General features: G+C 60.4%; 33 protein-coding genes. 25 read left to right on the top strand and 8 right to left on the bottom strand.

What is annotated here, in order from left to right; translation table 11 throughout:
• Positions 1-45 precede the first annotated feature (45 nt).
• From AC07W0_RS11710 to recX, 21 genes are all read left to right on the top strand, one after another.
• A complete protein-coding gene (locus AC07W0_RS11710) occupies positions 46-561 on the top strand; it encodes a hypothetical protein (protein ID WP_102617347.1) in 516 nt (171 codons plus the stop codon).
• 3 nt (positions 562-564) lie between these two features.
• Entirely contained in the window at positions 565-1,176 is a 612-nt protein-coding gene (locus AC07W0_RS11705) for a phage baseplate assembly protein V (protein ID WP_102617348.1), read from the top strand.
• Positions 1,177-1,185: 9 nt separating this feature from the next.
• Positions 1,186-1,518 (top strand): phage baseplate protein, encoded by a 333-nt coding sequence (locus tag AC07W0_RS11700; protein WP_046484893.1) that lies wholly within the window; start codon positions 1,186-1,188, stop codon positions 1,516-1,518.
• On the top strand, positions 1,515-2,510 hold the full coding sequence (locus tag AC07W0_RS11695; protein WP_046384532.1) for a baseplate J/gp47 family protein: 996 nt from the start codon (positions 1,515-1,517) through the stop codon (positions 2,508-2,510). Before AC07W0_RS11700 ends, AC07W0_RS11695 begins: the two co-directional genes overlap by 4 nt.
• Positions 2,507-3,136, top strand: a complete 630-nt coding sequence (locus tag AC07W0_RS11690; protein ID WP_102617349.1) for a phage tail protein I — start codon at positions 2,507-2,509, stop codon at positions 3,134-3,136. Before AC07W0_RS11695 ends, AC07W0_RS11690 begins: the two co-directional genes overlap by 4 nt.
• Entirely contained in the window at positions 3,137-4,624 is a 1,488-nt protein-coding gene (locus AC07W0_RS11685) for a phage tail-collar fiber domain-containing protein (protein ID WP_102617350.1), read from the top strand.
• A 9-nt stretch (positions 4,625-4,633) separates the two neighbouring features.
• The gene (locus AC07W0_RS11680) at positions 4,634-5,062 is read left to right on the top strand and encodes a hypothetical protein (protein WP_017844648.1); all 429 of its coding nucleotides are present in this window, start codon (positions 4,634-4,636) and stop codon (positions 5,060-5,062) included.
• An 86-nt stretch (positions 5,063-5,148) separates the two neighbouring features.
• Positions 5,149-5,322, top strand: coding sequence for a hypothetical protein (locus AC07W0_RS11675; protein ID WP_017844649.1), 174 nt, complete (start codon positions 5,149-5,151; stop codon positions 5,320-5,322).
• A gap of 2 nt (positions 5,323-5,324) precedes the next feature.
• The gene (locus AC07W0_RS11670; RefSeq protein ID WP_102617351.1) at positions 5,325-6,491 is read left to right on the top strand and encodes a phage tail sheath protein; all 1,167 of its coding nucleotides are present in this window, start codon (positions 5,325-5,327) and stop codon (positions 6,489-6,491) included.
• Entirely contained in the window at positions 6,491-6,997 is a 507-nt protein-coding gene (locus tag AC07W0_RS11665; RefSeq protein ID WP_017844651.1) for a phage major tail tube protein, read from the top strand. The genes AC07W0_RS11670 and AC07W0_RS11665 overlap by 1 nt, the downstream gene beginning before the upstream one ends.
• A gap of 51 nt (positions 6,998-7,048) precedes the next feature.
• Positions 7,049-7,621: a phage tail assembly protein gene (locus tag AC07W0_RS11660; protein ID WP_046384528.1), complete on the top strand. Its 573-nt coding sequence runs from the start codon at positions 7,049-7,051 to the stop codon at positions 7,619-7,621.
• Positions 7,618-7,743 carry a hypothetical protein gene (locus tag AC07W0_RS11655; RefSeq protein WP_017844653.1) on the top strand — a complete coding sequence of 42 codons (126 nt, stop codon included), beginning with the start codon at positions 7,618-7,620 and terminating at the stop codon, positions 7,741-7,743. The genes AC07W0_RS11660 and AC07W0_RS11655 overlap by 4 nt, the downstream gene beginning before the upstream one ends.
• Before the next feature lie 6 nt (positions 7,744-7,749).
• Positions 7,750-8,934, top strand: a complete 1,185-nt coding sequence (locus tag AC07W0_RS11650; RefSeq protein ID WP_102617352.1) for a glycine zipper domain-containing protein — start codon at positions 7,750-7,752, stop codon at positions 8,932-8,934.
• Positions 8,934-9,317, top strand: a complete 384-nt coding sequence (locus tag AC07W0_RS11645; RefSeq protein WP_102617353.1) for a phage tail protein — start codon at positions 8,934-8,936, stop codon at positions 9,315-9,317. The genes AC07W0_RS11650 and AC07W0_RS11645 overlap by 1 nt, the downstream gene beginning before the upstream one ends.
• Complete coding sequence (locus AC07W0_RS11640) at positions 9,310-9,522, top strand: tail protein X (protein WP_017844656.1); 213 nt, start codon at positions 9,310-9,312, stop codon at positions 9,520-9,522. The genes AC07W0_RS11645 and AC07W0_RS11640 overlap by 8 nt, the downstream gene beginning before the upstream one ends.
• 12 nt (positions 9,523-9,534) lie before the next feature.
• Positions 9,535-10,545 carry a contractile injection system protein, VgrG/Pvc8 family gene (locus AC07W0_RS11635; RefSeq protein ID WP_046484909.1) on the top strand — a complete coding sequence of 337 codons (1,011 nt, stop codon included), beginning with the start codon at positions 9,535-9,537 and terminating at the stop codon, positions 10,543-10,545.
• 22 nt (positions 10,546-10,567) lie between these two features.
• Positions 10,568-11,125 (top strand): glycoside hydrolase family 19 protein, encoded by a 558-nt coding sequence (locus tag AC07W0_RS11630; protein ID WP_102617354.1) that lies wholly within the window; start codon positions 10,568-10,570, stop codon positions 11,123-11,125.
• Positions 11,113-11,613: a lysis system i-spanin subunit Rz gene (locus AC07W0_RS11625; protein ID WP_102617355.1), complete on the top strand. Its 501-nt coding sequence runs from the start codon at positions 11,113-11,115 to the stop codon at positions 11,611-11,613. Before AC07W0_RS11630 ends, AC07W0_RS11625 begins: the two co-directional genes overlap by 13 nt.
• Before the next feature lie 81 nt (positions 11,614-11,694).
• Positions 11,695-12,195 (top strand): CinA family protein, encoded by a 501-nt coding sequence (locus AC07W0_RS11620; RefSeq protein ID WP_017844660.1) that lies wholly within the window; start codon positions 11,695-11,697, stop codon positions 12,193-12,195.
• Positions 12,196-12,278: 83 nt separating this feature from the next.
• Entirely contained in the window at positions 12,279-13,337 is a 1,059-nt protein-coding gene (recA, locus tag AC07W0_RS11615) for a recombinase RecA (RefSeq protein WP_017844661.1), read from the top strand.
• 8 nt (positions 13,338-13,345) lie between these two features.
• On the top strand, positions 13,346-13,813 hold the full coding sequence (gene recX / locus AC07W0_RS11610; protein ID WP_017844662.1) for a recombination regulator RecX: 468 nt from the start codon (positions 13,346-13,348) through the stop codon (positions 13,811-13,813).
• Between the two features lie 60 nt (positions 13,814-13,873).
• Here the strand turns inward: recX and AC07W0_RS11605 are convergent, their stop codons facing one another.
• Together AC07W0_RS11605 and AC07W0_RS11600 are read right to left on the bottom strand one after the other, a co-directional pair.
• Positions 13,874-14,986 carry an LOG family protein gene (locus AC07W0_RS11605; RefSeq protein ID WP_102617356.1) on the bottom strand — a complete coding sequence of 371 codons (1,113 nt, stop codon included), beginning with the start codon at positions 14,984-14,986 and terminating at the stop codon, positions 13,874-13,876.
• Positions 14,987-15,365: 379 nt separating this feature from the next.
• On the bottom strand, positions 15,366-15,806 hold the full coding sequence (locus AC07W0_RS11600) for a PA3611 family quorum-sensing-regulated virulence factor (protein ID WP_017844664.1): 441 nt from the start codon (positions 15,804-15,806) through the stop codon (positions 15,366-15,368).
• A 198-nt stretch (positions 15,807-16,004) separates the two neighbouring features.
• Between AC07W0_RS11600 and AC07W0_RS11595 the strand changes: the two genes are divergently transcribed.
• The 3 genes from AC07W0_RS11595 to AC07W0_RS11585 all read left to right on the top strand — a co-directional run bounded on the left by AC07W0_RS11595 (position 16,005) and on the right by AC07W0_RS11585 (position 18,065).
• Positions 16,005-16,724 (top strand): tRNA-uridine aminocarboxypropyltransferase, encoded by a 720-nt coding sequence (locus AC07W0_RS11595; RefSeq protein WP_026139758.1) that lies wholly within the window; start codon positions 16,005-16,007, stop codon positions 16,722-16,724.
• A gap of 252 nt (positions 16,725-16,976) precedes the next feature.
• Positions 16,977-17,627 (top strand): response regulator transcription factor ErdR, encoded by a 651-nt coding sequence (gene erdR, locus AC07W0_RS11590; protein ID WP_102617357.1) that lies wholly within the window; start codon positions 16,977-16,979, stop codon positions 17,625-17,627.
• Between the two features lie 75 nt (positions 17,628-17,702).
• Positions 17,703-18,065, top strand: coding sequence for a diacylglycerol kinase (locus AC07W0_RS11585; RefSeq protein WP_017844667.1), 363 nt, complete (start codon positions 17,703-17,705; stop codon positions 18,063-18,065).
• A gap of 3 nt (positions 18,066-18,068) precedes the next feature.
• Here the strand turns inward: AC07W0_RS11585 and AC07W0_RS11580 are convergent, their stop codons facing one another.
• Complete coding sequence (locus AC07W0_RS11580) at positions 18,069-18,995, bottom strand: LysR family transcriptional regulator (protein WP_017844668.1); 927 nt, start codon at positions 18,993-18,995, stop codon at positions 18,069-18,071.
• Between the two features lie 125 nt (positions 18,996-19,120).
• Here AC07W0_RS11580 and fpr point away from each other — a divergent pair, with 125 nt between their 5' ends.
• A complete protein-coding gene (gene fpr, locus AC07W0_RS11575; RefSeq protein WP_017844669.1) occupies positions 19,121-19,900 on the top strand; it encodes a ferredoxin-NADP reductase in 780 nt (259 codons plus the stop codon).
• 117 nt (positions 19,901-20,017) lie between these two features.
• On the opposite strand, the gene tsaA is transcribed toward fpr, so the two are convergent.
• The 5 genes from tsaA to rimO form a co-directional block, all read right to left on the bottom strand.
• Complete coding sequence (gene tsaA, locus AC07W0_RS11570) at positions 20,018-20,713, bottom strand: tRNA (N6-threonylcarbamoyladenosine(37)-N6)-methyltransferase TrmO (RefSeq protein ID WP_046384504.1); 696 nt, start codon at positions 20,711-20,713, stop codon at positions 20,018-20,020.
• Between the two features lie 3 nt (positions 20,714-20,716).
• Positions 20,717-21,178 carry a YehS family protein gene (locus AC07W0_RS11565; RefSeq protein ID WP_017844671.1) on the bottom strand — a complete coding sequence of 154 codons (462 nt, stop codon included), beginning with the start codon at positions 21,176-21,178 and terminating at the stop codon, positions 20,717-20,719.
• 68 nt (positions 21,179-21,246) lie between these two features.
• Positions 21,247-21,957: an rRNA pseudouridine synthase gene (locus AC07W0_RS11560; RefSeq protein WP_017844672.1), complete on the bottom strand. Its 711-nt coding sequence runs from the start codon at positions 21,955-21,957 to the stop codon at positions 21,247-21,249.
• 71 nt (positions 21,958-22,028) lie between these two features.
• Positions 22,029-22,502, bottom strand: coding sequence for a GNAT family N-acetyltransferase (locus AC07W0_RS11555; protein ID WP_046384503.1), 474 nt, complete (start codon positions 22,500-22,502; stop codon positions 22,029-22,031).
• Between the two features lie 115 nt (positions 22,503-22,617).
• Positions 22,618-23,958: a 30S ribosomal protein S12 methylthiotransferase RimO gene (gene rimO / locus AC07W0_RS11550; protein ID WP_102617358.1), complete on the bottom strand. Its 1,341-nt coding sequence runs from the start codon at positions 23,956-23,958 to the stop codon at positions 22,618-22,620.
• Positions 23,959-23,999 lie beyond the last annotated feature (41 nt).

The raw sequence follows: 23,999 nt of genomic DNA, 5'->3' as shown, positions 1-23,999 counted from the left end.
GCCCTCCCGCCCGGATCAGCAGTAACCGCTGCAAGGACGCGACTGATGACATCTATCGAAAAACCTTCCCAACTGCCCATCGCAATTGGCGAAGCGCTCAAGGGCGCCTTCCCACAATTGCGTGTGGGCAACCACCAGGACTTCCAGGGCACCGGGGATAAAACCGGCGTGCTGATTACCGTGGAACGCAACGGCCCCGGCGTTCGATCCCTTGAAGGACGTAAGGCCCATGCACTGTCGGTGTCACTCATGGCCAGGGTTGTCAGTGGTTCGGCGCCTTACGACGCCTGCGACCTGGCCAGTCAATTGATGGATTTGGCCCTCGATAATCGCTGGGGCCTGCCGTCGGACCAGTGTGACCTGCCAAGCGCCATCGTCGCGGCGCCGAGCCTACAGGGCAGTGCCGAAACCGACTACGACAGTTGGACAGTGTCCTTCACCCAAAACATCTACCTCGGCCCGCCGATACTCGAAGATCCCACCGGAAAACCGCTGTTTGCCTGCAGGTGGGAAGTCTCGAATATCGACGATCCTGACCAATACCGACCTTTGCAGGAGTAGTCCATGTTCGATGCTTTGTTACGCATGCAACTGGGACCGATCGTCGAGCGCCTGGCGGAAATGGAGGCCCAGCTCGAAGACCTGTACCGACGCGCTGAAAGCTTTTGTCGGATCGGCATATGCCAGCAGGTCGACGCCGCCAGCAATACCTGCATCGTCAGCCACGGCGATTTGCTTACCCCGGCAATTGGTTTTTTCAACCCCAGCGCGGGGGCGCAGACCGAAACGCGCATCCCGTCAGTGGGCGAGCAATGCTTGTTGCTCAACTATGGCGGTGGGGAAGGCGCTGCGCAGTCGGTAGCGCTTTTCGGCCTCAACAGTAGCCTGTTTCCGCCGGTCTCCAGCGTTGCATCGTTGACCCGGCGCCGCCACCAGGACGGGACGCAAAGTGACTATGACGACGCCAGCCACACATTCAACTGGACCAACGGGCCCACCGTGTTCAGCGGTTCCCGCGAACAGGTCGAGGCGAAGGTCGGCGCTGCCACGCTGCAGATGAGCGCCAAGCACATCACCTTGCAACTCGGCGCCGTCGGTGTGCTGCTGGATGCCGGCGGCGTGCATTTGAGCGGCCCGCTGGTGGATCACCAAGGCCGCGTGATCAGCACCGCATAAGGATTTGCCATGATCGGAATCGATAGGAATACCGGGGCAGCGGTCGATGACTGGCTGCAATTCGTACAGCGTGCCACCCGAGCGCTGACCACCCCCGTGGGCACTCGCCAGAAGCGCCCGTTGTACGGCTCGCTGATCCCCCAACTGCTCGGGCAGAACCTCGGCGACGACCTCTTGATCCTCGCCCAAAGCCACGCCGCCAAAGCGTTCTACAACGTCGAGAACGGCATCGCCGACTTTCAACCCCAGGTCATCGTCGCCAGTCGCCAGGGCGCCGGTCTGTTGCTGCGGTTTGCCGGCACGTGGAAAAACCGCCAACAATCCTTCGAGGTCGTGACATGAGCATGCTGATCCCTGGCCAGAACCAACTGGCGGAGCCGGCCATCATTGCCGTCGACGCGTTCGAGCCGTTGCTGGCGCAATTCAAGGCGTTCGTCATCGACTACGTCGCCGCCCGAGCGCCACAAAGTGCCGCCAAACTCAAGGTCAGCCTCGATAACGAAAGCGAACTGCTGAGTCTGGCCCTGGAAGCGTTTTGCGTGCGTCTGCAAACCCACGAACGCCAGTACAACGCACGCATCAAGCAGATGCTGGCGTGGTGGGCCACCGGCAGTAACCTCGACGCACGCCTGGCCGATATGGGCCTGGAGCGCCAGGTGCTGGACCCCGGCGACCCGGCGGCCTTCCCGCCGGTGCCGCCGACATTGGAAAGCGACGACGACGCACGCTTGCGCTATTACTTGGCGCCCCACGCGCCGGCGGCGGGTTCTCGCATGCAGTATCGCCGCGAGGTGTTCACCCTCGGCGAACGACCTGCGGTTAACGTAGAAAGCGCGACACCGGGTGTGGTCACGGTCACCTATACCTTCGACCCGGATGGCTACGCAGCTCAGGTCAAGGATGGCAGCGGCCGACGCACCGCCCCCGGTGAGGTGATGGTGACGGTGCTGTCCAGGGACGGCGATGGAAGCGCTTCCGCCGATTTGCTTGACGGCGTGCGCAGACATTTCGCACGCCCCGATGTACGGCCGGAAACTGATCTCGTCACTGTCCAAAGTGCGCAGATCCAACGCTACAAGATTCGCGTGGTGGCCAAGATCAACGCCGGCCCGGACTCGGGCCTGACCCAAGTGGCCGCGCAACGCTTGCTGCAAACCTACGCCGAATCCTGTCACCGCCTGGAAGGGCGCGTCGACCCGAGCTGGATCGACTACGCCATCCACAGCGCCGGAGCGGCGCAGCTGCAAATCCTCGAACCGCTGGCACCGATTGTCTGCTCGGCGTTCCAGGCGCCGTATTGCACGGGTGTCGAGGTGGAGGTACGCACGCTATGAGTGAGCCCAAATCGAGTCTGTTGCCCGCCAATAGCTCACCGCTGGAAAAAGCGTTGGACCTGGGGTTTGGCAGGTTGCTCGAGCGGATCATGCCGCCGTTTCCCCAACTGATGGACCCGGATCGCACGCCAGCGGCGTTCTTGCCCTACCTAGCGGCGGACCGCGCGGTGAACGAATGGAGCACAACCGCTCCGGAGGCCGAGAAGCGCCTGACCATCAAACTCGCGTGGCCCACGGCCCGCCACGCCGGCACCCGGCAGGCTCTGGAAAACGCCACCAAGGGCCTGCAACTCAGCCCCGAAGTGTGGGCCTGGTACGAACTGAATCCACTGGGCGCGCCCTACAGCTTCGCCGTCAGGGCCTGGACCGAATTGCCCTATAGCGAAACCATCGACGCTCGACTCGACCTCCGCCTGGCCGATGCCAAAAGCGAGCGCGACATCTTGTCGATCTCATTGGGTTTGAGCGCCTCCGGCCGCCACAGCATCGGCGCCGCCACGCTATGCGGCGAACTCACCACGATTTACCCCAACGTGTTGGCAGGGATCGAGGTCTCAGGGCGCACCTTTAGGGCGGCCGGTCTCTACACCGTCGAAACCACCACCCTTTACCCACAGGAGCACTAAATGGCTGACTATTACACCCTGCTCACCAACGCGGGAATCGCCTACGAAACCGCCTGCAAGGCCGCCGGCGCACCGATCAAGCTAGCGCAGATATCCGTCGGCGACGGCAACGGCGCGGTATATAGCCCTGATGCCAGCGCCAAGGCGCTGAAACGCGAAGTCTGGCGTGGGCCTTTGAACGCCTTGTTTCAAGATGAAAAAAACTCCAACTGGCTGATGGCCGAAGTCACCATCCCTTCGGATGTTGGCGGGTGGTATGTGCGAGAGGCCGGGCTGTGGACGGATACCGGGATCTTGTATGCGATCGTTAAATATCCGGAGTCATACAAGCCGGTGTTGGCGACGTCGGGGTCTGGGAAAGAATTTTATATTCGCTCGATTTTCGAAACGAGTAATGCCTCGATTGTGACGTTGTTGATTGATGACTCGGTGGTAAAGGCTACTCGGGCTTGGGTGATGGATTACCTCAGTGAACAGCTGGCCAAAGGGACGTATTCCAAGGCTGACGTTGAGGCAATGATTGCCAAGGCTTCGACGTTGCCTGTGGGATCCATGCTGGCTTTCCCTGTCGACAAGATCCCGCCGGGCTTTCTGGAGCTTGACGGTAGTGTTAAGAGTGCTGCAGCTTACCCTGATTTGGCAAAACTCCTTGCAGGGGCTTTCAACAAGGGAGATGAAGGGGCTGGGAATTTTCGGCTGCCGGAGTCGCGTGGCGAGTTTCTCCGAGGATGGGATCACGGTCGAGGAGTTGACCCCTCACGTTCGCTAGGAAGTAATCAGCGGGGATCGTTAGTGGTCGCTGATCTTCCCTCCAGCGGGCAAGGGGTTACTTCGCATGCGCCCACAGCGTCGCAAGGTGCCGCTGATTACGGGTTGGATTCCTCTACGATAGGTGCTTGGCCCGGTGTGAAGGTCGTATTGACGGCGGATACACCCCCTGTAGTTCCGGGCGACGCTACTTGGATGGTAGGCACTTCAAGGCCACGAAATTTGGCGGTGATTTGGTGTGTCAAAGCCTGGAGCGCGACGATCAATCAGGGGAACATTGATATTGCGGCTCTGGCGGCAATGGCTGCTCAGGCAACCGAGATCAATCAAGGCACGGCAAAGGTCGCCACCGCCGCGCAAATGCTCGATAGCGCAAATGATCTGGTAGTGGTTACACCGAAAAAGCTGCGTCTGGGTTTTGCCGCAAGTTTTACCCCAATTGGCTATTTCGTTTTGCCCAGTTGGCTGGGCGGGATGGTTATTCAATGGGGGGCCGTTGAATATCAGACATCTGGCGATAGCTTGCTGCCCATCTCATTTCCCATTGAGTTCCCAAATTCTGTGCTCTACGCCGACTGGACTGTTGAGAGCGACATTTTGAGCTCAGTCATCGGGTCTTATGTATACCAAGTCACAAAAAAAGGCATGTCCTTGACGTGCGATAAACAAGTTACATCTACGGCCACCGTCGTTGCGCGCTGGTTTGCTTTTGGCAGATAAGGAGGTTTTATGCGTTTCTATAGTCGGTCGACAGGCTGCACGTATCTGCCTGCGATACATGGCGAGAATATTCCGGATGATGCAGTAGAAGTTTCGGATGAGGTTTTTCTACGAGTTATTGCAAATCCAGAGCGAGGCAAAGTTCGGACGCACGATGACGCGGGGCAGCCTTATTTGATTGATGTCCCGGTCGTTGAGATCGATCTTCAAGCTGCAGAGCGCATGTGGCGAGACACTGAAATTGAAAGTGTTAAATGGCTGCGTGAGCGTCATGGTGATCAACTTGAAATCGGTGTTGAAACAACGCTGAAGGATGAGCAGTTTTCTGAATTGCTGCTGTTCGTGCAATCTCTACGCAACTGGCCACAGTCGCCGGAATTCCCGGATAACGAGCGTCGGCCAGTAGCGCCGCTCTGGGTTGCCGAACAAACCAAATAAACGCCCCACACTGTCGGGGCGTTTTCTTTCCCGACCTGAATCCCCCGCCGCCATGAGCGGCTTTTTTGTGCATGGAAATCCTACATATGCCCACTCGCCAAACCTACACCGTCCTAATCCCATTCCCCACCGGCGCCGGCCATTGGTCCACCGCCGGCCAGGAACTGGAACTGCTGGACGTCGAAGCATCCGCCCTGCGCACCGCCGGCCGCTTGGAACTGACCAGCGTCCTCAATACCACCCCCAAGAAGGCTGAATAATCATGGCTGAGGTTTTGAACTTCGAGCACAACGGCATCACTGTGAACGCAACTGAGTCCCCCGAGGCCATGGGCGGCCTTGGCGACAACGTCATCGGCCTGGTCGGCACCGCGCCGAATGCCCACGCGTCGATCCCGAAAAACGCCCCGTTCCGCATCAACAGCTTCACCACCCAGGCGCTGCTGGACCCTACCGGCAGTGAGGCGGGCACGCTGTTTCAGGCGGTGTACCAGATCCTCAAAGTGGTCAAGGTACCGGTCTACGTGGTGATCGTGGAGGAGGGCGCCACCCCGGCTGACACGATCAACCATGTGATCGGCGGTAACGAACCGGTCACCGGGCGCAAACTTGGCCTGGCGGCCCTGAGCAGTGTGCCGGAAGACCTGACCATCATCGGCGCCCCAGGCTTCACCGGCACCAAGGCCGTGGCGAGCGAGTTCGCCGCCTTCGGCAAGCGCATCAAGGCCCGTGTGGTGCTGGATGGCAAGGACGCCTCTGTTGCCGATCAGGTGACCTACAGCGGCGAACTGGGCGGTGCCGATCTCGGTTTCGACCGCTGCCTGCTGGTACACAACATGCCGTCGGTGTACTCCAAGGCCGCGAAGAAGAATGTGTTTCTTTCGCCGTCGTCCCTGGCCATCGCTGCACTGGCCAAGGTCAAGCAGTGGGAAAGCCCGGGTAATCAGGTGACCTCCGCCGAGGACGTTTCCCGCGTGGTCGAGTACAACATTCTCGACACGTCCACCGAAGGCGACCTGCTCAACCGCTACGGCGTGAGCTACTACGCCCGCACCATCCTCGGCGGTTTTTCGCTGCTGGGTAACCGCTCCATCACCGGCAAGTTCATCAGCTACGTCGGCCTGGAAGACGCCATCAGCCGCAAGCTGGTCAAGGCCGGCCAGAAGGCCATGGCCAAGAACCTCACCAAGTCCTTCATGGACCAGGAGGTCAAGCGCATCAACGATTGGCTGCAAACCCTGGTCGCCGACGAAACCATCCCCGGCGGCAGTGTGTACCTGCACCCGGAGTTGAACAGTGTCGAGAAGTACAAGAACGGCACCTGGTTCATCGTCATCGACTACGGCCGCTATGCGCCCAATGAACACATGATTTATCAACTCAACGCCCGCGATGAAATCATCGAGCAGTTCCTGGAGGACGTTCTCTAATGTTTACCAACCGAGTCAGACAGGCCATTGCGGCCACCCTCCAAGGCCTGCCGCTGTCCGCGACCGTGGAAGAGTTCACCCCGCCGAAGATCGAGTTCGACATGGAGTCCATGTCCGGCGGGCGCTTCATTGCCGAGGAAATGGCCAAGAGCGGCAAAGTGCTCAACGCCAAGCTGATCCTGCAAGGCGCCGGCCCGGAAATCATGCTGGCCCTGGGCGTGCGGATGGGGGACGACATTCTGCTGAACGTGCGTGAAGCCGGCCAGGACCAGGACGGCAAGACCTACTTCACCTACCACACCGTGGGCGGCAAGCTCAAATCCCTGGAGGAGGCAAAGCTGAAGATGGGCGAGAAGGCCACCACCACGTTGGAGTTGTCCTGCCGCACCTATAACCGCCTGGAAAACGGCATTTCGGTGATCGACATCGACGTGCGTACCCAGAAGTTCGTCCTCAACGGCGTCGACATTCTGGGCGACGCCCGCCGCGCGGTGTTGATGCCGTAACCCCCCGGGGGCGGGCTCACTCGCCCCCATACTTGACCAAGGAATTGCCCCATGGCCTGGATGCCACCGCTGCACCTCCTGCTGGCCCCGATCACCGCCGACACCGGCGCGACGATCGAGCAGGTGCAACTCAAACCGCTGTACTACGCTGCGCAAAAAGACGCGCTGGCCCGGGCCGGTGATGACGAGGACGACCAGTTCTTCGAACTGGCGAAACTCGCCACCGGCCTGTCGGAAAAAGAGCTCGACCAACTCAAGCGCCCGGACTACGTGAGCATCGCCCAATACGTACATGAGATGTCGACGCGCCCGGCGTCATTCTTCCTGCAAGCGCCCGAAGCTGCGACCCACGACCAGCCCGTCCACTTGCTGTTGCCCCTCGACGCGGCCGGCCGCACCTGGACCGAGCTGCCCCTGGAAATGCCCGCCCTGCGCGCGACCAAAGTGATGAAAAAACTCGCCACCAACAAAGAGCGCGCCGAGTTCATCACCGCCCACTGCACTGGCCTGATGATCCCCGATCTGGCCGGCCTGACCGTGCCTGACTGGACGGAATTGCAGGAGCGCATCGATGATTTTTTAAACAAACCGGCGGACTTCTTTCGGAGCGCGACATCGAAGTGATCCTCGACGTGGTGCCGCTGATTTACTCGGTCAATGAAGCGGAAATCCTCGACTGGGACGCCGGAAAAGCACTGCGCCGCTACGACATCGCGATCACTCGCCTTGGCGTCAAACAGGAGTAGAGCGGGATGCAAGAGACTCAATACGAGATCAGACTCGCCGAAGAAGACAAGCGCTGGATGACCTTTGCGGCCCTGTCCAACGAGGCGACACTCAACAGTGTGCTGACCCCCCTTCCTGATAGTTTTGTCGGGCCTTCCAGCCTGGATGCCGAACCGCAGCCATCGTCGGAACTCGGCCTGGCGCTGGTCACGGTGAGCCTGGATATCAACGCCTTGACCCTTGAGCAAGTGCGGTTGCGCGAGACGTTGGAAACGCTCAACAGCACATTATTCATTACCAGTGATTCACTGGCGCTCAGGACGGTCGAGACCGTCTCGCAGGCGCAGAACAGTCAAGCCAAGGAGCCGCCGTCGGCCGCCGACTCCTGGGTCGACAAAAGCCTGCAGTTCGGGGCCGATGCGGCGAAGACCATTGCCAAGGATGTGGGCTCGAGTTTGTGGGATACGGCCAAGAGCAGGGTCTCGGGCAAGGCCATCGATGCACTGGCGCAAAAGTTTCCCAAAGCCGGCAAGTGGCTTAAAGACGACAAAGACAAAGACAAAGACAAAGACAAAGACAAGGACAAGGACTGCTGCTGCAGCGGCGAGTCTCTTCGTGGCGCCGTTACCCCGAGCATCATCTTGCCGCCTGGCTATGAGCGTTCTGGCGGGAAAAAGACTTCCGCGAAAAAAACCGCCAAGTCGACGCGGTGGCGGGAGTTGCCCGTCCCCCGTGGCCTCGGCCCGTTGAAGTATGCCGACACCGCCATCAATGTGATCCAGGGTATACGCGATGGCGACGCAAAAGCAGTCACCACCGGCCTGTCTACGGCCGGTGGTGCCTGGGCCGGCGCCTCTGCCGGCGCGGCCATTGGCACCCTGGTTTTGCCTGGCATCGGCACGGCTGTAGGCGGCGCAATCGGCGGCTTGCTCGGCAGTGAAGCGGGCGCTTGGCTTGGGGACAAACTGTTCAGCCCCGCTGACCGCCTGCCCGCACCCAATGCCGTCAGCAAGGAACTCAACAGCGCATGCACGGACAATGTGCAAGTCACCCTGGCCCCCAGCATCCAGATCACCGGCGTCAACCCCGCCGATGCCCAGCAGGTGGTCAATCAGGTGATCCAGGCTCTGCAATTCCAATGCCTGCCGATGCTCTCCGACACCCTCGGGGTTCGGCGCAATGCGGCACTGGCCGATCCAGGAGGTGATTGATGCGACAACAGATGGTGCTGGGCGATTTTATTTTTGGGCTCGCCCGTGGGTTTGCCTATTCCTCGCTGACCCGTAACAGCGACGGCGGCTGGGCTGACCTGGCGATTATCGCGAGCAAACCGCAGTCGCGGCAGAACGGCCAGAAGCTGGAAAAACTCACCTTCAGCGGCACGGCGATGTACGGCGTGGGCATGCAACGCCTGGACGAGTTGCGCGCCCTGCAAAATCAACGCGTGCCGCTGCCTCTGGTGGATGGCATCGGCCGCAACTGGGGCCTGTGGCGGATCAATTCGGTGATGGAAACCCAAAGCAACGTGATCGATGACGGTACCGCCATGCTCATGACCTGGAGCCTTGAATTGGAGGAATTCATCAATGCGTAGAGTGCGAAGTATTGCCGGTGATTCGGTCAACCTGCTGCTCTACCGCGAGCTGGGGCGTTGCGATGACGCCGCGGAAGAAACCCTCTGGCGCTTGAACCCCACGCTTGCTGAATACGGCCCGGTGCTGCCGGCTGGCGTGTGGGTGATCGTACCCGAAATGGCTTCGCGGCCGGCGGCGTTGCGCCTCGTTTCGGCGTGGGATTAAGAAGGAGGCTACATGGCTCAGGGATTTACGCCCATTGTGGAGTTCTATGGCGCCAACGCGGCGCTGCTCAATCAACGTCTGATGCACTGGAGCCATACCGACGCGGCGGGCCTTGAGTCCGACCGCCTTGAACTGACGCTCAACATCGAGGGCCTGGAGGGCCTGCCCAGTCTGAGTGGCAAGATCGGTTTGCGTGTCGGTTATCAAGAGTCCGGCTTGGTGGAAAAAGGCGAATTTGTCATTACCCAGCGCACGCCGGTGCTGTTTCCCATGCGCTTGATGATCGTCGCCACCGCGGCGCCCTTCAGCGCGGGCGATGCCAGTGGTTACCGCCAGCGTCGATCCGCCAGTTATGGACCGATCACCCTGGGCGCGCTGTTTCGCCAGCTGGTCAGCCGCCACGGCTATTCGCCGCGGGTGGCACCGGCGCTGGAGGGCATTGCGATTGCCCACATCGACCAATCCAATGAAAGCGACATGGCGTTCATCACCCGCCTTGCCAAACGTTATGGCGCCGTCACCAAACCGATCAACGAACTGTACGTGCTCGCCGAGGCCGGGCAGGTCAAGTCACTCTCCGGCCAGCAACTGCCGGACGTGACACTGTCGGTTACCGAGGACAATCGCCCCGGCGATCAAGCATTCATCACCGCCAAGCTCGACGAAACCTCGCGCGCCAAATACCAGGGCAGCCGCGTCACCTGGTGGGATGCCGCCGGGGGCAAGCAGCGGGTGGTTCAGGTCGGGGTTGCGCCCTTCAAGACCTTGCGCCAGCGCTGCCAGAACGAAGCCGAGGCGCGGGCGGTGGCTGAGGGTGAATTGCGCCGCGTGGGTCGTGAAGACCTCAAGCTGCAGATCGATTGTCCGGGGAACCCGCTGTTATCGGCCGAAGGGCTGTTGCTGCTGGATGACACCTGGCCTTCCTACATGCAGGGGCGCTGGTCGATCACCAAGGTGACGCATGTCGGCGACCCGGTGACGGGCTATCGCAGTTCGGTCACGGCCGGCGGGTTGTCGGCGTAGTACCTTTTACGGAGTAGGCACCATGCTGATAACACTGCCCCAGCTTCTTTACATCATGCCGGGCGCTCGCCTCAGCGCGGGCATTTTTCTATCCCCGTTAAATGTGGCATTCGCTCGCTACGCGATCGACAATCCGAAACGCCTCGCCGCCTGCCTCGCCCAGATCGGCCATGAATCCGGCGAATTGCGCTACGTCCGCGAACTGGGCAGCGATCAATACCTGAGCAAATACGACACCGGCCCCCTGGCCGTTCGCCTGGGTAACACCGCCGACGCGGATGGCGACGGCCAGAAGTATCGGGGCCGGGGGCTGATTCAGGTTACCGGGCGTCGTAACTATTTAATCTGCAGCCAAGCGCTGTTTGGCGATGAGCGCCTGCTGCTGCAACCGGAACTGTTGGAACAGCCGCAATGGGCCGCCGAATCCGCCGCCTGGTTCTGGCACAGCAATGGCCTGAATGAACTGGCGGACAACGACCAGTTCACCACCATCACCCGGCGTATCAACGGCGGGCTCAACGGCCTGGAGGAGCGTTTGCGCTTGTGGACGCGTGCGAAGGCGGTGCTATGCGTTTCCTAGCAGCCTGGCGCCTGATCGGCGTGTGCCTGTTGAGCGCGCTCGTGTGGCAGGTGCAAGCCTGGCGTTATGGCGCGCAGCTTGAGGCGCAATCGGCGGCCCAGGCGCAGGCGCTCAGCCAGCAAAGCCAGGTAGCTTTGCGCCAGCAACAGGTGCAGCAGGACAAACGGCTGGCGCTTGAGCAACAACTCAGCGCCATCGACCAACAACATGCTCGGGAGTTGAGCGATGCACAACGTCATCAGGCCGCTCTGCGCGATCGCCTGGCCACTGCTGATGTGCGGTTGTCAGTCCTTCTCGACGCCAGCGACAGCGCCAGTGGTTGCGCAATGCCTGCCGCCACCGCCGCCGGCGGCGTGGTTCATGCAGCCCCGCGAGCCCGACTTGACCCGGCGCATGCTCAGCGAATTATCGCCATCACCGACGACGCGGATAACGCCGTGATCGCCTTGCGCGCCTGTCAGGCGTATGTGCGGGCCATCGTGCGTTAGTGTCTTGATGCGCGCTGCAACTTGCATGGCCGATGGGCTCATGTAGGGTAGGCCAATACCCGCTCACTCCAGGAGACCTCCGTGAAAGAAATCACCCAACTGGCCGCTGAACTGGGTCGACGTCTACAGGTGCTCAATGCCCACGTCACCACCGCCGAGTCCTGTACCGGCGGCGGCATCGCCGAAGCCATCACGCGCATACCGGGGAGTTCGGCGTGGTTCGAGGCGGGATATGTCACCTATTCCAACCGGCAGAAAACTCGGCAGCTGGATGTGCCGGAGGCACTGTTCGGCAAAGTGGGGGCGGTCAGCCGCGAGGTGGTGGAGGCCATGGTCAGGGGCGCCCAGGAAAAAAGCCTGGCGCGCTTTGCCGTGGCGGTCAGCGGCGTGGCCGGGCCCGATGGTGGCTCGCCGGAAAAACCGGTGGGCACGGTATGGCTGGCGTTCGGCGTGGGTGACGAGGTCACGGCCGAGCGCCAGCACTTCCCCGGCAACCGCGATGAGGTCCGCCGACAAACGGTAAAGGCCGCGCTAGAGGGCTTGTTGCGACGAGCTGCAGCAGAAATAGAAAATCAGGGGTAGGCGATCTCCGATCTTTGTGGAACAATACTGTCTACTTATACAGGTGTTGGCCGTCAGGCCTTATTGATTACGTGAGGACTTTAATGGACGAGAACAAGAAGAAAGCCTTGGCTGCGGCCCTGGGTCAGATCGAACGTCAATTCGGCAAGGGTGCCGTAATGCGTATGGGCGATCACGACCGTCAGGCGATCCCGGCTATTTCCACTGGCTCTCTGGGTCTGGACATCGCGCTCGGCATTGGCGGCCTGCCAAAAGGCCGTATCGTTGAAATCTACGGTCCTGAATCTTCCGGTAAAACCACCCTGACGCTGTCGGTGATTGCCCAGGCGCAAAAGATGGGCGCGACCTGCGCGTTCGTCGACGCCGAGCACGCCCTGGACCCTGAATACGCCGGCAAGCTGGGCGTGAATGTTGACGACCTGCTGGTTTCCCAGCCGGACACCGGTGAGCAAGCCCTGGAAATCACCGACATGCTGGTGCGCTCCAACGCTATCGACGTGATCGTGGTCGACTCCGTGGCGGCCCTGGTGCCAAAAGCTGAAATCGAAGGCGAAATGGGCGACATGCACGTCGGCCTGCAGGCCCGTCTGATGTCCCAGGCGCTGCGTAAAATCACCGGTAACATCAAGAACGCCAACTGCCTTGTGATCTTCATCAACCAGATCCGGATGAAGATCGGCGTCATGTTCGGCAGCCCGGAAACCACCACCGGTGGTAACGCGCTGAAGTTCTACGCGTCGGTCCGTCTGGACATCCGCCGTACCGGCGCGGTGAAGGAAGGTGACGAGGTTGTCGGTAGCGAAACCCGCGTCAAAGTCGTTAAGAACAAAGTGGCCCCGCCATTCCGTCAGGCTGAGTTCCAGATTCTCTACGGCAAGGGTATCTACCTGAACGGCGAGATGATCGACCTGGGCGTGTTGCACGGTTTTGTCGAGAAATCCGGTGCCTGGTATGCCTACAACGGCAGCAAGATCGGTCAGGGCAAGGCCAACTCGGCCAAGTTCCTGGCGGACAACCCGGATGTCGCCGCCGCGCTTGAGAAGCAGATCCGCGACAAGCTGCTGACCCCCGCGCCGGACGTGAAAGCTGCAGCCAACCGTGCGCCGGTTGACGAAATGGAAGAAGTCGACACTGACGTCTGAACCAAACGATGACCGTTGTGCTGGATACACTCGTCGCCGTTCGGCGCACTGCGATGGACCTGCTCGCGCGTCGCGAGCATGGTCGAGTCGAACTGACGCGTAAACTGCGTCAGCGCGGTGCGTCCGCCGAGATGATCGACACGGCCCTTGACCGGTTGACGGAAGAAGGGCTGTTGTCGGAAGCCCGTTACCTCGAAAGCTTTGTGTCCTACCGAGCGCGCTCCGGCTACGGCCCGGCGCGAATTCGTGAAGAGCTGAGCCAGCGCGGCCTGCAACGCGCCGACATCGACCTCGCCCTGCGCGAGTGCGGGATCAGTTGGCAGTCACAGCTGGAAGATACCTGGCGTCGCAAGTTCTCTGGGCATCTTCCGATTGATGCCAGGGAACGCGCCAAACAAGGGCGCTTCCTGAGTTATCGCGGGTTTTCGATGGAAATGATCAACCGGTTGTTCAGCGGTCGGGATATGGACGACTGAACAACGCAAAAAATAAAAGGCCCGCTATGAAAATAGCGGGCCTTTTTTTTTGCTCAAAAATCACGCCGGCTCCGGCGCCACCCGTTGTTGTGTCTTGCCCTGAGCCTGCGCCCAGTTCTCCGGCAAGTTGATGTAGTCCACCAACTCCCGCAACCGGCCCTGATCACGCCCGTTGAAGTTGAACACCAGTCGCGTCAGATGACTGAACTGCGGCTCATCGTGCTCTTCTCCGGTGTAGGCGAGCTGCTGGAAGTCTCCACTCAGTCGCAGGCTGGCGAACTCTTTTTGCACCTGAGTCAGCGCCCGCTCACTGAGCGGATGATTCATGCGTATCACAAACTCACGCTTCAGCCAGCGGGTAGAGTGGAAGTTGGCATAGAACTGGTTGATCTCGTCCACCGCGGCTTCAGCGCTGTACACCAGGCGCATCAGCTTCAGGTCGGTAGGCAGCACATAGCGATTGGCTTCCAGCTGGCTGCGGATAAAGTCCAGGGCGCCTTGCCAGAAACCGCCACCTGGTGCATCGAGTAACACCACCGGCACCAGTGGGCTCTTGCCGGTCTGGATCAGCGTCAACACTTCAAGCGCTTCATCCAGGGTGCCGAAACCGCCGGGGCACAACACCAGCGCATCGGCCTCCTTGACGAAGAACAGCTTGCGCGTAAAGAAGAAGTGGAACGACAGCAGGTTCTCGGTACCGTCGATGGTCGGGTTGGCATGCTGTTCGAACGGCAGGGTAATGTTGAAGCCCAGGCTGTGCTCCAGGCCGGCACCTTCGTGGGCGGCGGCCATGATCCCGCCGCCGCCGCCGGTGATCACCATCAGATCGGAGCGCGCCAGTGCCGCGCCCACTTCCCGGGCCAGGGCATAGATCGGGCTTTCCACCGGCGTGCGCGCCGAGCCGAATACCGTGACTTTGCGCCGCCCCTTGAACTGTTCCAGCACGCGGAAGGCGTGGTCCAGTTCGCGGATGGCTTGCAAGGTGATTTTGGCGTTCCAGCGGCTGCGGTCGTCCTGTGCCATGCGTAGCGCGGTGAGGATCATGTCGCGGTAAAGGGGGATATTCGGGCTGTTGGGTGCGATCAACTGGAGTTGAGCTTCGACCTGCTGCGTGAGGTCGACCCCGTTTGCTTCAAAATGCTGGAGCAGACGGTCATTCGGTTCGTAAGGCATTCAACTTCTCCTTCTTCACAGAGCCTGGGCGGGCGGCGAAATATTCGTCCGTGGCCACGACACTGCATGTGTCGCTGCATGCCCATGGCATTGCACAGTGTTCGCCAAGCGGCAAAGCGCGACTCTGTATGTTCCTTGTGATTTAAAAACCTTTGCACTGCACATGGCAGGAGGACAACTCTGTTTTGCCCTGAAAATGTTACAGAACAGCATGGGAACTGGGCTGAGCGGGTTGTGGGAATGACACGATCATGGGCCGAAAAACCCTTGGCTGGCAACCGCTTATTGGTCTCACGTCACAGCGTGCAGCGTTCGGCGGCAAACACAAACGAGGGAATTGCGCGCCACTGGACAGCAGCGCGCGGGGGGCATGCGCGAGTTACTTTTTCTTCTTCGCCGCAGTCGGTGCCGGGCAGTCTGCTTCGACGAATTTCACCGAAGCCACCGGGCGGTTGGTCTTGTTTTCGGTGATCTCGTAGCGCATCACCGCGCCCTTGGCCATCAGCTCGCGGTAGCCGTGGTTCAGGCACACGCTTTGTCCGAGCTGGAAATACACTGCCTTGGGGTTGGCACGCATCTGTTCGGCACGATCAGGCTGCACGCTGAGGTGATCGATCAACTGCATGCCTTCAACGGTGTAGGCCACTTCCAGGGTTTTTTCATCGATTTCCCGGGGCAGGTCTTTGTTGCTTTCAGCCGCGACGCTTTGCAGCTTCTTGTTCATTTGGGCCTCCAGCAGCGAGGCCGCCTGGGCGCCAACAGGCAAGACCAGCGCGAGGGCGACGGATGGGGCGACAAGACGCAGCATGGAACGCAGCATGAAACTCTCCTGATTCGGTTACTGGTGCATAGACCAGCCACTGGGCTGTGCGTTCAGTGGCGCGCAATTATAGGTGAGCCCTGGCCGGTACAGCCAGGCGTATTGCTGGGAAGTGCGTGTGGCTCTGGTAAACTGCGGCCACTTAAGCCTTCCTCGAGTTCCCCCAGTGTCGATTTTCCTTTCCGTGCGGCGCATCCGATGAGCCACGCCGTCTCTCGTCTGCGTACCCAGCGCCTGGCGCGCGCCATCAGGCCTTTCGTCAATCGGGGGTCGCGTGCCGAGCGCTGCCCCGGCTGCCGGGTGATCCCCGCGTATTGCTTGTGTGCCTGGCGGCCCAAGGTCCAGGCCCGGTCTGCGATGTGCCTGTTGATGCACGACGTCGAACCGATGAAGCCCAGCAACACCGGCTGGCTGATCGCCGATGTGATTGACGACACCAGCGCGTTCGCCTGGTCACGCACCGAGGTCGACCCCGGGCTGCTCACTTTGCTGGCTGACCCGCAGTGGCAACCCTACATCGTGTTCCCCGGCGAATTCGTCGCGCCGGAACGGGTTGTCAGTGAGGTCAAGGTGGGGGAGGGCAAGCGCCCGCTGTTTATCCTGCTGGACGGCACGTGGAGCGAAGCGCGCAAGATGTTCCGCAAAAGTCCCTATTTGGAGCATTTGCCGGTCCTCAGCCTGGCTCCCGAGCAGTTGTCGCGCTACAAACTGCGTCGTTCCAAGCGGGATGATCATTTCTGCACCGCTGAAGTCGCCGCGCTGTGCCTGGAGCTGGCCGACGACGGCGCGGCCAGCGAAGTGCTGGACGCTTACCTTGATGTGTTCAGCACCCATTATCTGGCCGCCAAGTTCCAGTTACCGCTGGACTCGACGGATATCGTCCATACTCGTCTAGCGCCCTACATCCCGGCGGTATAACCAGACGACGTTTGCATGATGGCACCGTAAATCCGACAACCGCTAAACTGCCCATTGGCGTAGTGCTTGACCACCCAGGCTGCGCTGGGCATGCTGGGCGCCGATCAGGGCGCAACCGTGAATTTCCAACGTCGTTTCAGGTGCTTTTGACGTTGAGCATGCCCTGTGGTGATGGCTGCCTGGCCGTTACCTTGTGTATTGGCGAACCCTGAACCCATCAGGGCTGCCATAAAAAACAGGATCATTTAATCAATGGCCACATACGAAATCCTGATAGCTGATGACCACCCGCTGTTTCGCAGTGCGCTGCATCAGGCAGTAACGCTGGGCTTGGGCCCCGATGTCCGTCTGGTTGAAGTGGCCAGCATTGCCGAGCTGGAAACCCGCCTCACCGAAAAATCCGACTGGGACCTGGTGCTGCTCGACCTGAACATGCCTGGCGCCTATGGGTTTTCGGGGCTGGTGCTGTTGCGCGGGCAATACCCGCAGATTCCCGTGGTGATGGTCTCGGCCCAGGAAGAAGCCGATGTAGTGGTGCGCTCCAAGGAGTTTGGCGCCAGCGGTTTCATTCCCAAGTCGAGCTCTATGGGAGAGATCCAGAAAGCCGTGCGCGCGGTGCTGGAGGGCGATGTGTCCTGGCCGCCGCAAGCGTTTGAAGAGATCAACGTGTCCGACGAAGCCAAGGCTGCCCGCGATGGCCTGGCCAGCTTGACGCCCCAGCAGTTCCGGGTGCTCACCATGGTCTGCGAAGGCTTGTTGAACAAGCAGATCGCCTACGAGTTGAGCGTGTCGGAAGCGACCATCAAGGCCCACGTCACCGCAATCTTTCGCAAGCTGGGGGTGCGAACGCGAACCCAGGCGGCGTTGCTCTTGCAACAACTTGAGTCAATTTCGCAGCATTAAGCTATTGTCGATTCACGCTTTTTTGACTTTGCGTGATCTAGTTTTCCCACTTCTTTGGTTCAGTTGCCTACATCTATGTCGCCTTTCAAGGGTCAAACCGGTATCAAACGTATCTTCAACGCAGGGGGCTATTCCCTGGATGGCCTGCGCGCAGCCTTCACCGGTGAGGCGGCCTTCCGTCAGTTGGTGTTGCTGAACGTCATCCTGATCCCGCTGAGTTTTTTCCTGCATGTCAGCCGCGTCGAACGGGCGCTGTTGATCGCGGTGTGCCTGCTTGCGTTGATCGTCGAGTTGCTCAACTCGGCCGTGGAAGCGGCCATCGACCGCATTTCCCTGGACCGTCACCCACTGTCGAAAAACGCCAAGGACATGGGCAGCGCCGCGCAATTCGTGGCACTGACCATGATCACCGTGGTGTGGGCCGTGATCCTGATCTAAGCCTCAGGCAATGTTCGGCAGCACGATTTCGTCGCTGCGCTGAACCCCCGCGGTGAAGGCGCGGCACAGCTCGAGAAACTCGCGCATCGCCGAGGTTTGGTACTTTTGCTTGTGCCAGATGAAGTAGAACTGCCGGGCCAGGTCCAGGTCCGGAGTTTCTACCGGCACCAGGCTGCCGCGGCGGAAAGCATCGCGCAGCGCCAGCCGGGAAATGCAGCCAATCCCCAGCCCCGACTCCACTGCACGCTTGATCGCCTCGGTGTGTTCCAGTTCGAGGCGAATGTTCAGCACGCTGCGATGATGGCGCATGGCCTGATCAAAGGTCAGGCGCGTGCCCGAGCCCTGTTCGCGCAGAATCCACGCTTCATGGGTCAATTCCTCCATGGTAGCTACGCCGCGCTGGGCCAGGTGATGCTGAGGCGCGCAAAATACCACCAGCTCATCTTCCACCCAGGTCTGCACTTCGATATCCGGGTGGCTGCAGTCGCCTTCGATTAGACCCAAGTCAATTTCATAATGCGCAACCTGGTGCACGATATGTGCAGTGTTCTGCACATGCAGCTTCACCTGGCTCTCGGGGTGCTGCTGCATGAAGCTGCCGATCAGCAGCGTGGCCAGGTAATTGCCGATGGTCAGCGTGGCGCCGACGGCCAGTGAGCCGAAGCCAGACTTGCCGTTGAGCAGGTCTTCGATCTCCTTGGCCTGGTCCAGCAGGGCTACCGCCTGGGGCAACAGCTGACGGCCGAGGGCGTTGAGGCTCAGGCGTTTACCCGCCCGGTCGAATAACTGGCAGCTGGATTGACGCTCCAGCTCGGTGATTGAGGTGCTGGCGGCGGATTGAGATAAGGCCAGAAGGCCAGCAGCGCGTGAGACGCTTTCCTGCTGGGCGACGGCGACGAAGACTTGCAGTTGACGGAGAGTAAATCGCATATCGATATAACCGATAACCCTTATCTTAATAATCCAGTTAACAGATATTGTCGCCGCCATTAGAATGCTGTGCAATTGCGCACTTATCATTTTGGCGCAGACCCATCTCCAGGAGTCCCCCGTACATGAGCAACATGAACCACGAGCGTGTCCTCAGTGTTCATCACTGGAACGACACTCTGTTCAGCTTCAAGTGCACCCGCGATCCGGGCTTGCGCTTCGAGAACGGTCAGTTCGTGATGATCGGCCTGCAACAACCCAACGGCCGCCCGCTCATGCGCGCTTATTCGATTGCCAGCCCGAACTGGGAAGAGCATCTGGAGTTTTTCAGCATCAAGGTGCCTGATGGCCCGCTGACTTCCCAGTTGCAGCATCTGAAGGAAGGCGACGAGATCATCATCAGCAAAAAACCGACAGGCACCCTGGTGCTTGACGATTTGAAGCCGGGTAAACACCTGTACCTGCTCAGCACCGGTACCGGCCTTGCGCCATTTATGAGCGTGATCCAGGACCCGGAAACCTACGAGCGTTTCGAAAAAGTGATCCTGTGCCACGGCGTGCGTTACGTCAACGAAGTCGCCTACCGCGAATTCATCACCAAGCACCTGCCGCAGAATGAATTCTTCGGCGAAGCCCTGCGTGAAAAGTTGATCTACTACCCCACCGTGACCCGCGAACCGTTCGAAAACCAAGGCCGTCTGACCGACCTGATGCGCAGTGGCAAGCTGTTCCGCGATATCGGCCTGCCACCGATCAACCCCCAGGACGACCGCGCCATGCTGTGCGGCAGCCCAAGCATGTTGGACGAGACCAGCGAAGTGTTGAACAGCTTCGGCCTGAAAGTTTCGCCACGCATGCGTGAACCGGGTGACTACCTGATCGAACGCGCCTTCGTCGAGAAGTAAGCGCGGTCAAAAAAATGTGGGAGGGAGCTTGCTCCCGATTGCTGAGTGTCAGTCAATGCATCCGGTGACTGACCCGCCGCTATCGGGAGCAAGCTCCCTCCCACATTGGTTTTCGGTTTATTTAGCTGCAATCACTTCCAGTACACAGATGACGCCGGCCTCGGGATAGTGCCAGCGCACATCCACGTCCCAGAACTGCGCGCCATATTCCCGCTCGGGCCCGGGCGTTTGATAGGCCGGCCGCGGGTCTTGTGCCAAACACTGTTCGATCAACGCCACCAGCGGTTCAGCAAGGCGCTGAGCGTGGCCTTGCGCCTGGTGCAGAGCCGTCTTCAGCCACTGCACGGGAATCAGTGGCGGCGTGCCATTGGCGATGCCGTTGGTGGCGTTGTCGACAATGTCGGCATACGGCACATACGGCTTGATATCCAGCACCGGCGTGCCATCGAGCAGATCGATCCCGGAGATCCACAACCGGCCCGGTTCGACCTTGTCCAGCTTCACCACCGACTGGCCAATCCCGTTGGGCCGATGGGTCGCACGGGTGGCAAACACGCCCATGGACTTGTTGCCGCCCAGACGGGGCGGGCGCACTTTCAGGCGGGGTTTGTCTTCCAGGGCCTGGTGGAACAGAAACAGCAGCCACACATGGCTGACCTGCTCCAGGCCCTGCACCGCCTCGCCGTGGTCGAACGGCGCGACCAGCTCCAGCACGCCGCGGGCGGCAGGCGCCAGTTGCGGTTGGCGCGGGATGGCGAACTTCTCCTTGAAGCAGGAGCGCACGAAGCCGACGGGCGAGACCTGGTAACTCATGGCTTACGCGCGAACCCGCAGGGTCAGGCCCTTGAGGAAGTTGCGCAGCAACTGGTCGCCGCAGGTGCGGTAATTGGTGTGGCCGAACTTGCGGAACAGCGCGCTCAGCTCAGGCTTGGACACCGGGAACTCGGCAGCCTTGAGGATGGCGTGCATGTCGTCTTCCTTCAGTTCGAAGGCCACGCGCAGCTTCTTGAGGATGATGTTGTTGGTCACCGGGGTTTCGATCGGTTGCGGCGGACGGCTGTCGTCCTTGCCGCGCTTGAAAATCACCAGGCCGTCAAGGAAGTGCGCCATGACCTCGTCCGGGCAGAACACAAAGCCTTCTTCCTCGTCTTTCTTGAGGTAAGTCAGCAGGTCTTCCTTGGTCACGTCCATGCCGCCGAGTTTGATCAGCTCGACCATCTTGTTGTCGCTGATGTCGAGCATGTAGCGCACGCTGCGCAGTACGTCGTTGTGAATCATGGTGGGCAATCCTGGTTTTCAACGGTGGACACCGCCCACGCAGGCGGTGTCGAAAAAGGGGGAGTGGCTCAGAACTTCTCTTTGCCGGACAGGTAACGCCATTGGCCGACCGGCACCTTGCCGATGGACACGCCGCCGATGCGGATACGACGGATGGCGATGACTTTCAAGCCGACAGCTTCGCAGAACAAGGCGATCACCCCCGGTTGCGGGTTTTTCATCGCAAAGCGCAGGCGGTTTTCGTTCTGCCAGCTGGCTTTCACCGGCGGCAGCTCTTTGCCTTTGTAGGTCAGGCCATGGTTGAGGCGGTTCAGGCCGTGAGCAACCATGTCACCTTCGACCTCCACCACGTATTCCTGCTCGATCTTGGCGGCATCGGCGGTCAGTTTGCGCAGAATCTTCCAATCCTGGGTGAACACCAGCAGGCCGCTGGCCTTGGCTTGCAGGTCAGCGCTGGCGGTCAGGCGCAGGAAGTGGCCCTTGAGCGGGCGCTTGCTGAAGCGGTGTTCTTCCGACAGCGTTTCGGCGCTGATCGACGCCATTGCCGTCTCGGCATCCACGCCCACCGGCGCGTGCAGCAGGATGGTCACAGGCTCTGGAGCGGTGGCCTTGGCCTCGGGGTCCAGTTCGACCTTCTGGGTGGTGACCTTGAACTGTGGCTCGTCGATCACTTCACCGTCCACCGAGACCCAGCCGCCTTCGATAAACAGCTCAGCCTCCCGACGGGAGCAACCGACCAGTTCGATAAGGCGTTTGGAGAGGCGTATGGGGTCAGTCATGACAAGGGCCGTAGCAAAAGGGGGCCGCTATTGTACCTGTGTGGGCGCGGTTAATCCCGGCCCCATTTCATTTAGCCCCGACGCGCCTCTTGCTGCACCTGGCGCAAACGCATGTGCAGCAGCGGATAAGGCTGCCCCAGGCCATCATGCTCCGTGCGGCCGATGACTTCGAAGCCTTGCTTGAAGTAAAAGCCCAGCGCCTGCGGGTTCTGTTCGTTGACGTCCAGCTCATCGGCGTTCATGCGCTCGATCGCGTAACGCAGCAATTGCCGGCCGAGGCCCTGGCCACGGTGCTGCGGGTCGATGAACAGCATCTCGACCTTGCCCGCGGCCACCCCGGCGAACCCGGTGATGCGCTGGCGCGTGTCCTTGGTGCAGATCAGCATCACCGCATCGAGGTAGCGGGTCAGCACCAGGTTTTTCAGCAGCGTGATGTAGCTGTCCGGCAGAAAGTCATGGGTGGCGCGCACCGACGCCTCCCAGATCCGCGCCAACTCGGCGTAGTCGCTGGTTTTAGGGGTGTGGATAACCGAATGCTGACGCATGCCCGCTGCCCTTTGTGGATGTTTGGTGTCGATGGGCAAAACGATAGACCTAAAAAAGCCCCGCATCTTGTCCAGAAGCAGGGCTTTTTCACTTTTTTATCCGCGCCTGATGCGATCAGTCGCGCTTTTCGGCCCACAGGTCGTATTCGTCGGCATCGGTCACCGTACACCAGACCTTGTCGCCGGGTTTCAAACCGCTGGCATCGTCGATAAATACGTTACCGTCGATTTCCGGCGCGTCGAAGAAGCAGCGGCCTACGGCGCCTTGCTCGTCGACTTCGTCGATCAGCACTTCGATTTCCTTGCCGATGCGCAGTTGCAGGCGCGCCGAGCTGATCGCCTGCTGGTGCGCCATGAAGCGCTCCCAACGGTCCTGCTTGACGTCATCCGGTACTACGGCCAGGTCCAGCAGGTTGGCCGGGGCGCCTTCGACCGGCGAGTACTGGAAGCAGCCGACGCGGTCCAGTTGGGCTTCGGTCAGCCAGTCGAGCAGGTACTGGAAGTCTTCTTCGGTTTCGCCCGGGAAGCCGACGATGAAGGTCGAACGGATGATCAGTTCCGGGCAGATCTCGCGCCAGTTCTTGATGCGCGCCAGGGTCTTGTCTTCGAAGGCCGGGCGTTTCATGGCCTTGAGCACTTTCGGGCTGGCGTGCTGGAACGGGATGTCCAGGTACGGCAGGATCTTGCCGGCGGCCATCAACGGGATCAGCTCGTCCACGTGCGGGTACGGGTACACGTAGTGCAGGCGCACCCACACGCCCAGGCTGCTCAAGGCTTCGCACAGCTCGGTCATGCGGGTTTTCACCGGCGCGCCGTTCCAGAAACCGGTGCGGTATTTCACGTCGACGCCGTAGGCGCTGGTGTCCTGGGAGATCACCAGCAGTTCTTTCACGCCGGATTTGACCAGGCGCTGGGCTTCGTCCAGCACATCGCCCACCGGGCGGCTGACCAGCCTGCCGCGCATCGACGGGATGATGCAGAAGCTGCAACTGTGGTTGCAGCCTTCGGAAATCTTCAGGTACGCGTAGTGGCGCGGGGTCAGCTTGATGCCTTGCGGCGGCACCAGGTCGATCAGCGGGTTGTGGTCCTGGCGCGGCGGCACCACTTGATGCACGGCGTTGACCACCTGCTCGTACTGCTGCGGGCCGGTCACGGCCAGCACGCTCGGGTGTACGTTGCGGATATTGCCTTCTTCCACGCCCATGCAGCCGGTGACGATGACCTTGCCGTTTTCCTTGATGGCCTCGCCGATCACTTCCAGGGATTCCGCCTTGGCCGAGTCGATGAAGCCACAGGTGTTGACCACCACCACGTCCGCGTCCTGGTAAGTGGACACGACGTCATAACCTTCCATGCGCAGTTGCGTCAGGATGCGTTCGGAGTCGACCAGAGCCTTCGGGCAGCCCAGGGAAACAAAGCCGACCTTGGGGTTGGCTTTTGCGATGGTGGTGGACATGTCTAACCTCGGTATTGAATGACGCCGCCAGTCGGGCACGA

It is taken from the genome of Pseudomonas sp. GW704-F2, assembly GCF_059423025.1.
Note: the sequence above shows the minus strand (reverse complement) of the source record. Positions and strands in the feature narration are given on the sequence as shown.

What these genes read in the sequence shown, in the direction of transcription:
- rimO (WP_102617358.1), bottom strand. Translation starts at nt 23,958, where the DNA reads ATGTCCACCACCATCGCAAAAGCCAACCCCAAGGTCGGCTTTGTTTCC.
- AC07W0_RS11605 (WP_102617356.1), bottom strand. Translation starts at nt 14,986, where the DNA reads ATGCCTTACGAACCGAATGACCGTCTGCTCCAGCATTTTGAAGCAAAC.
- AC07W0_RS11665 (WP_017844651.1), top strand. Translation starts at nt 6,491, where the DNA reads ATGTTTACCAACCGAGTCAGACAGGCCATTGCGGCCACCCTCCAAGGC.
- AC07W0_RS11585 (WP_017844667.1), top strand. Translation starts at nt 17,703, where the DNA reads ATGTCGCCTTTCAAGGGTCAAACCGGTATCAAACGTATCTTCAACGCA.
- AC07W0_RS11675 (WP_017844649.1), top strand. Translation starts at nt 5,149, where the DNA reads ATGCCCACTCGCCAAACCTACACCGTCCTAATCCCATTCCCCACCGGC.
- AC07W0_RS11690 (WP_102617349.1), top strand. Translation starts at nt 2,507, where the DNA reads ATGAGTGAGCCCAAATCGAGTCTGTTGCCCGCCAATAGCTCACCGCTG.
- AC07W0_RS11705 (WP_102617348.1), top strand. Translation starts at nt 565, where the DNA reads ATGTTCGATGCTTTGTTACGCATGCAACTGGGACCGATCGTCGAGCGC.
- erdR (WP_102617357.1), top strand. Translation starts at nt 16,977, where the DNA reads ATGGCCACATACGAAATCCTGATAGCTGATGACCACCCGCTGTTTCGC.
- AC07W0_RS11670 (WP_102617351.1), top strand. Translation starts at nt 5,325, where the DNA reads ATGGCTGAGGTTTTGAACTTCGAGCACAACGGCATCACTGTGAACGCA.
- AC07W0_RS11695 (WP_046384532.1), top strand. Translation starts at nt 1,515, where the DNA reads ATGAGCATGCTGATCCCTGGCCAGAACCAACTGGCGGAGCCGGCCATC.
- AC07W0_RS11600 (WP_017844664.1), bottom strand. Translation starts at nt 15,806, where the DNA reads ATGCTGCGTTCCATGCTGCGTCTTGTCGCCCCATCCGTCGCCCTCGCG.
- AC07W0_RS11650 (WP_102617352.1), top strand. Translation starts at nt 7,750, where the DNA reads ATGCAAGAGACTCAATACGAGATCAGACTCGCCGAAGAAGACAAGCGC.
- AC07W0_RS11680 (WP_017844648.1), top strand. Translation starts at nt 4,634, where the DNA reads ATGCGTTTCTATAGTCGGTCGACAGGCTGCACGTATCTGCCTGCGATA.
- AC07W0_RS11640 (WP_017844656.1), top strand. Translation starts at nt 9,310, where the DNA reads ATGCGTAGAGTGCGAAGTATTGCCGGTGATTCGGTCAACCTGCTGCTC.
- AC07W0_RS11630 (WP_102617354.1), top strand. Translation starts at nt 10,568, where the DNA reads ATGCTGATAACACTGCCCCAGCTTCTTTACATCATGCCGGGCGCTCGC.
- fpr (WP_017844669.1), top strand. Translation starts at nt 19,121, where the DNA reads ATGAGCAACATGAACCACGAGCGTGTCCTCAGTGTTCATCACTGGAAC.
- AC07W0_RS11595 (WP_026139758.1), top strand. Translation starts at nt 16,005, where the DNA reads ATGAGCCACGCCGTCTCTCGTCTGCGTACCCAGCGCCTGGCGCGCGCC.
- recA (WP_017844661.1), top strand. Translation starts at nt 12,279, where the DNA reads ATGGACGAGAACAAGAAGAAAGCCTTGGCTGCGGCCCTGGGTCAGATC.
- AC07W0_RS11700 (WP_046484893.1), top strand. Translation starts at nt 1,186, where the DNA reads ATGATCGGAATCGATAGGAATACCGGGGCAGCGGTCGATGACTGGCTG.
- AC07W0_RS11565 (WP_017844671.1), bottom strand. Translation starts at nt 21,178, where the DNA reads ATGATTCACAACGACGTACTGCGCAGCGTGCGCTACATGCTCGACATC.
- recX (WP_017844662.1), top strand. Translation starts at nt 13,346, where the DNA reads ATGACCGTTGTGCTGGATACACTCGTCGCCGTTCGGCGCACTGCGATG.
- AC07W0_RS11635 (WP_046484909.1), top strand. Translation starts at nt 9,535, where the DNA reads ATGGCTCAGGGATTTACGCCCATTGTGGAGTTCTATGGCGCCAACGCG.
- AC07W0_RS11710 (WP_102617347.1), top strand. Translation starts at nt 46, where the DNA reads ATGACATCTATCGAAAAACCTTCCCAACTGCCCATCGCAATTGGCGAA.
- AC07W0_RS11685 (WP_102617350.1), top strand. Translation starts at nt 3,137, where the DNA reads ATGGCTGACTATTACACCCTGCTCACCAACGCGGGAATCGCCTACGAA.
- AC07W0_RS11645 (WP_102617353.1), top strand. Translation starts at nt 8,934, where the DNA reads ATGCGACAACAGATGGTGCTGGGCGATTTTATTTTTGGGCTCGCCCGT.
- AC07W0_RS11625 (WP_102617355.1), top strand. Translation starts at nt 11,113, where the DNA reads ATGCGTTTCCTAGCAGCCTGGCGCCTGATCGGCGTGTGCCTGTTGAGC.
- AC07W0_RS11560 (WP_017844672.1), bottom strand. Translation starts at nt 21,957, where the DNA reads ATGACTGACCCCATACGCCTCTCCAAACGCCTTATCGAACTGGTCGGT.
- AC07W0_RS11580 (WP_017844668.1), bottom strand. Translation starts at nt 18,995, where the DNA reads ATGCGATTTACTCTCCGTCAACTGCAAGTCTTCGTCGCCGTCGCCCAG.
- tsaA (WP_046384504.1), bottom strand. Translation starts at nt 20,713, where the DNA reads ATGAGTTACCAGGTCTCGCCCGTCGGCTTCGTGCGCTCCTGCTTCAAG.
- AC07W0_RS11660 (WP_046384528.1), top strand. Translation starts at nt 7,049, where the DNA reads ATGGCCTGGATGCCACCGCTGCACCTCCTGCTGGCCCCGATCACCGCC.
- AC07W0_RS11555 (WP_046384503.1), bottom strand. Translation starts at nt 22,502, where the DNA reads ATGCGTCAGCATTCGGTTATCCACACCCCTAAAACCAGCGACTACGCC.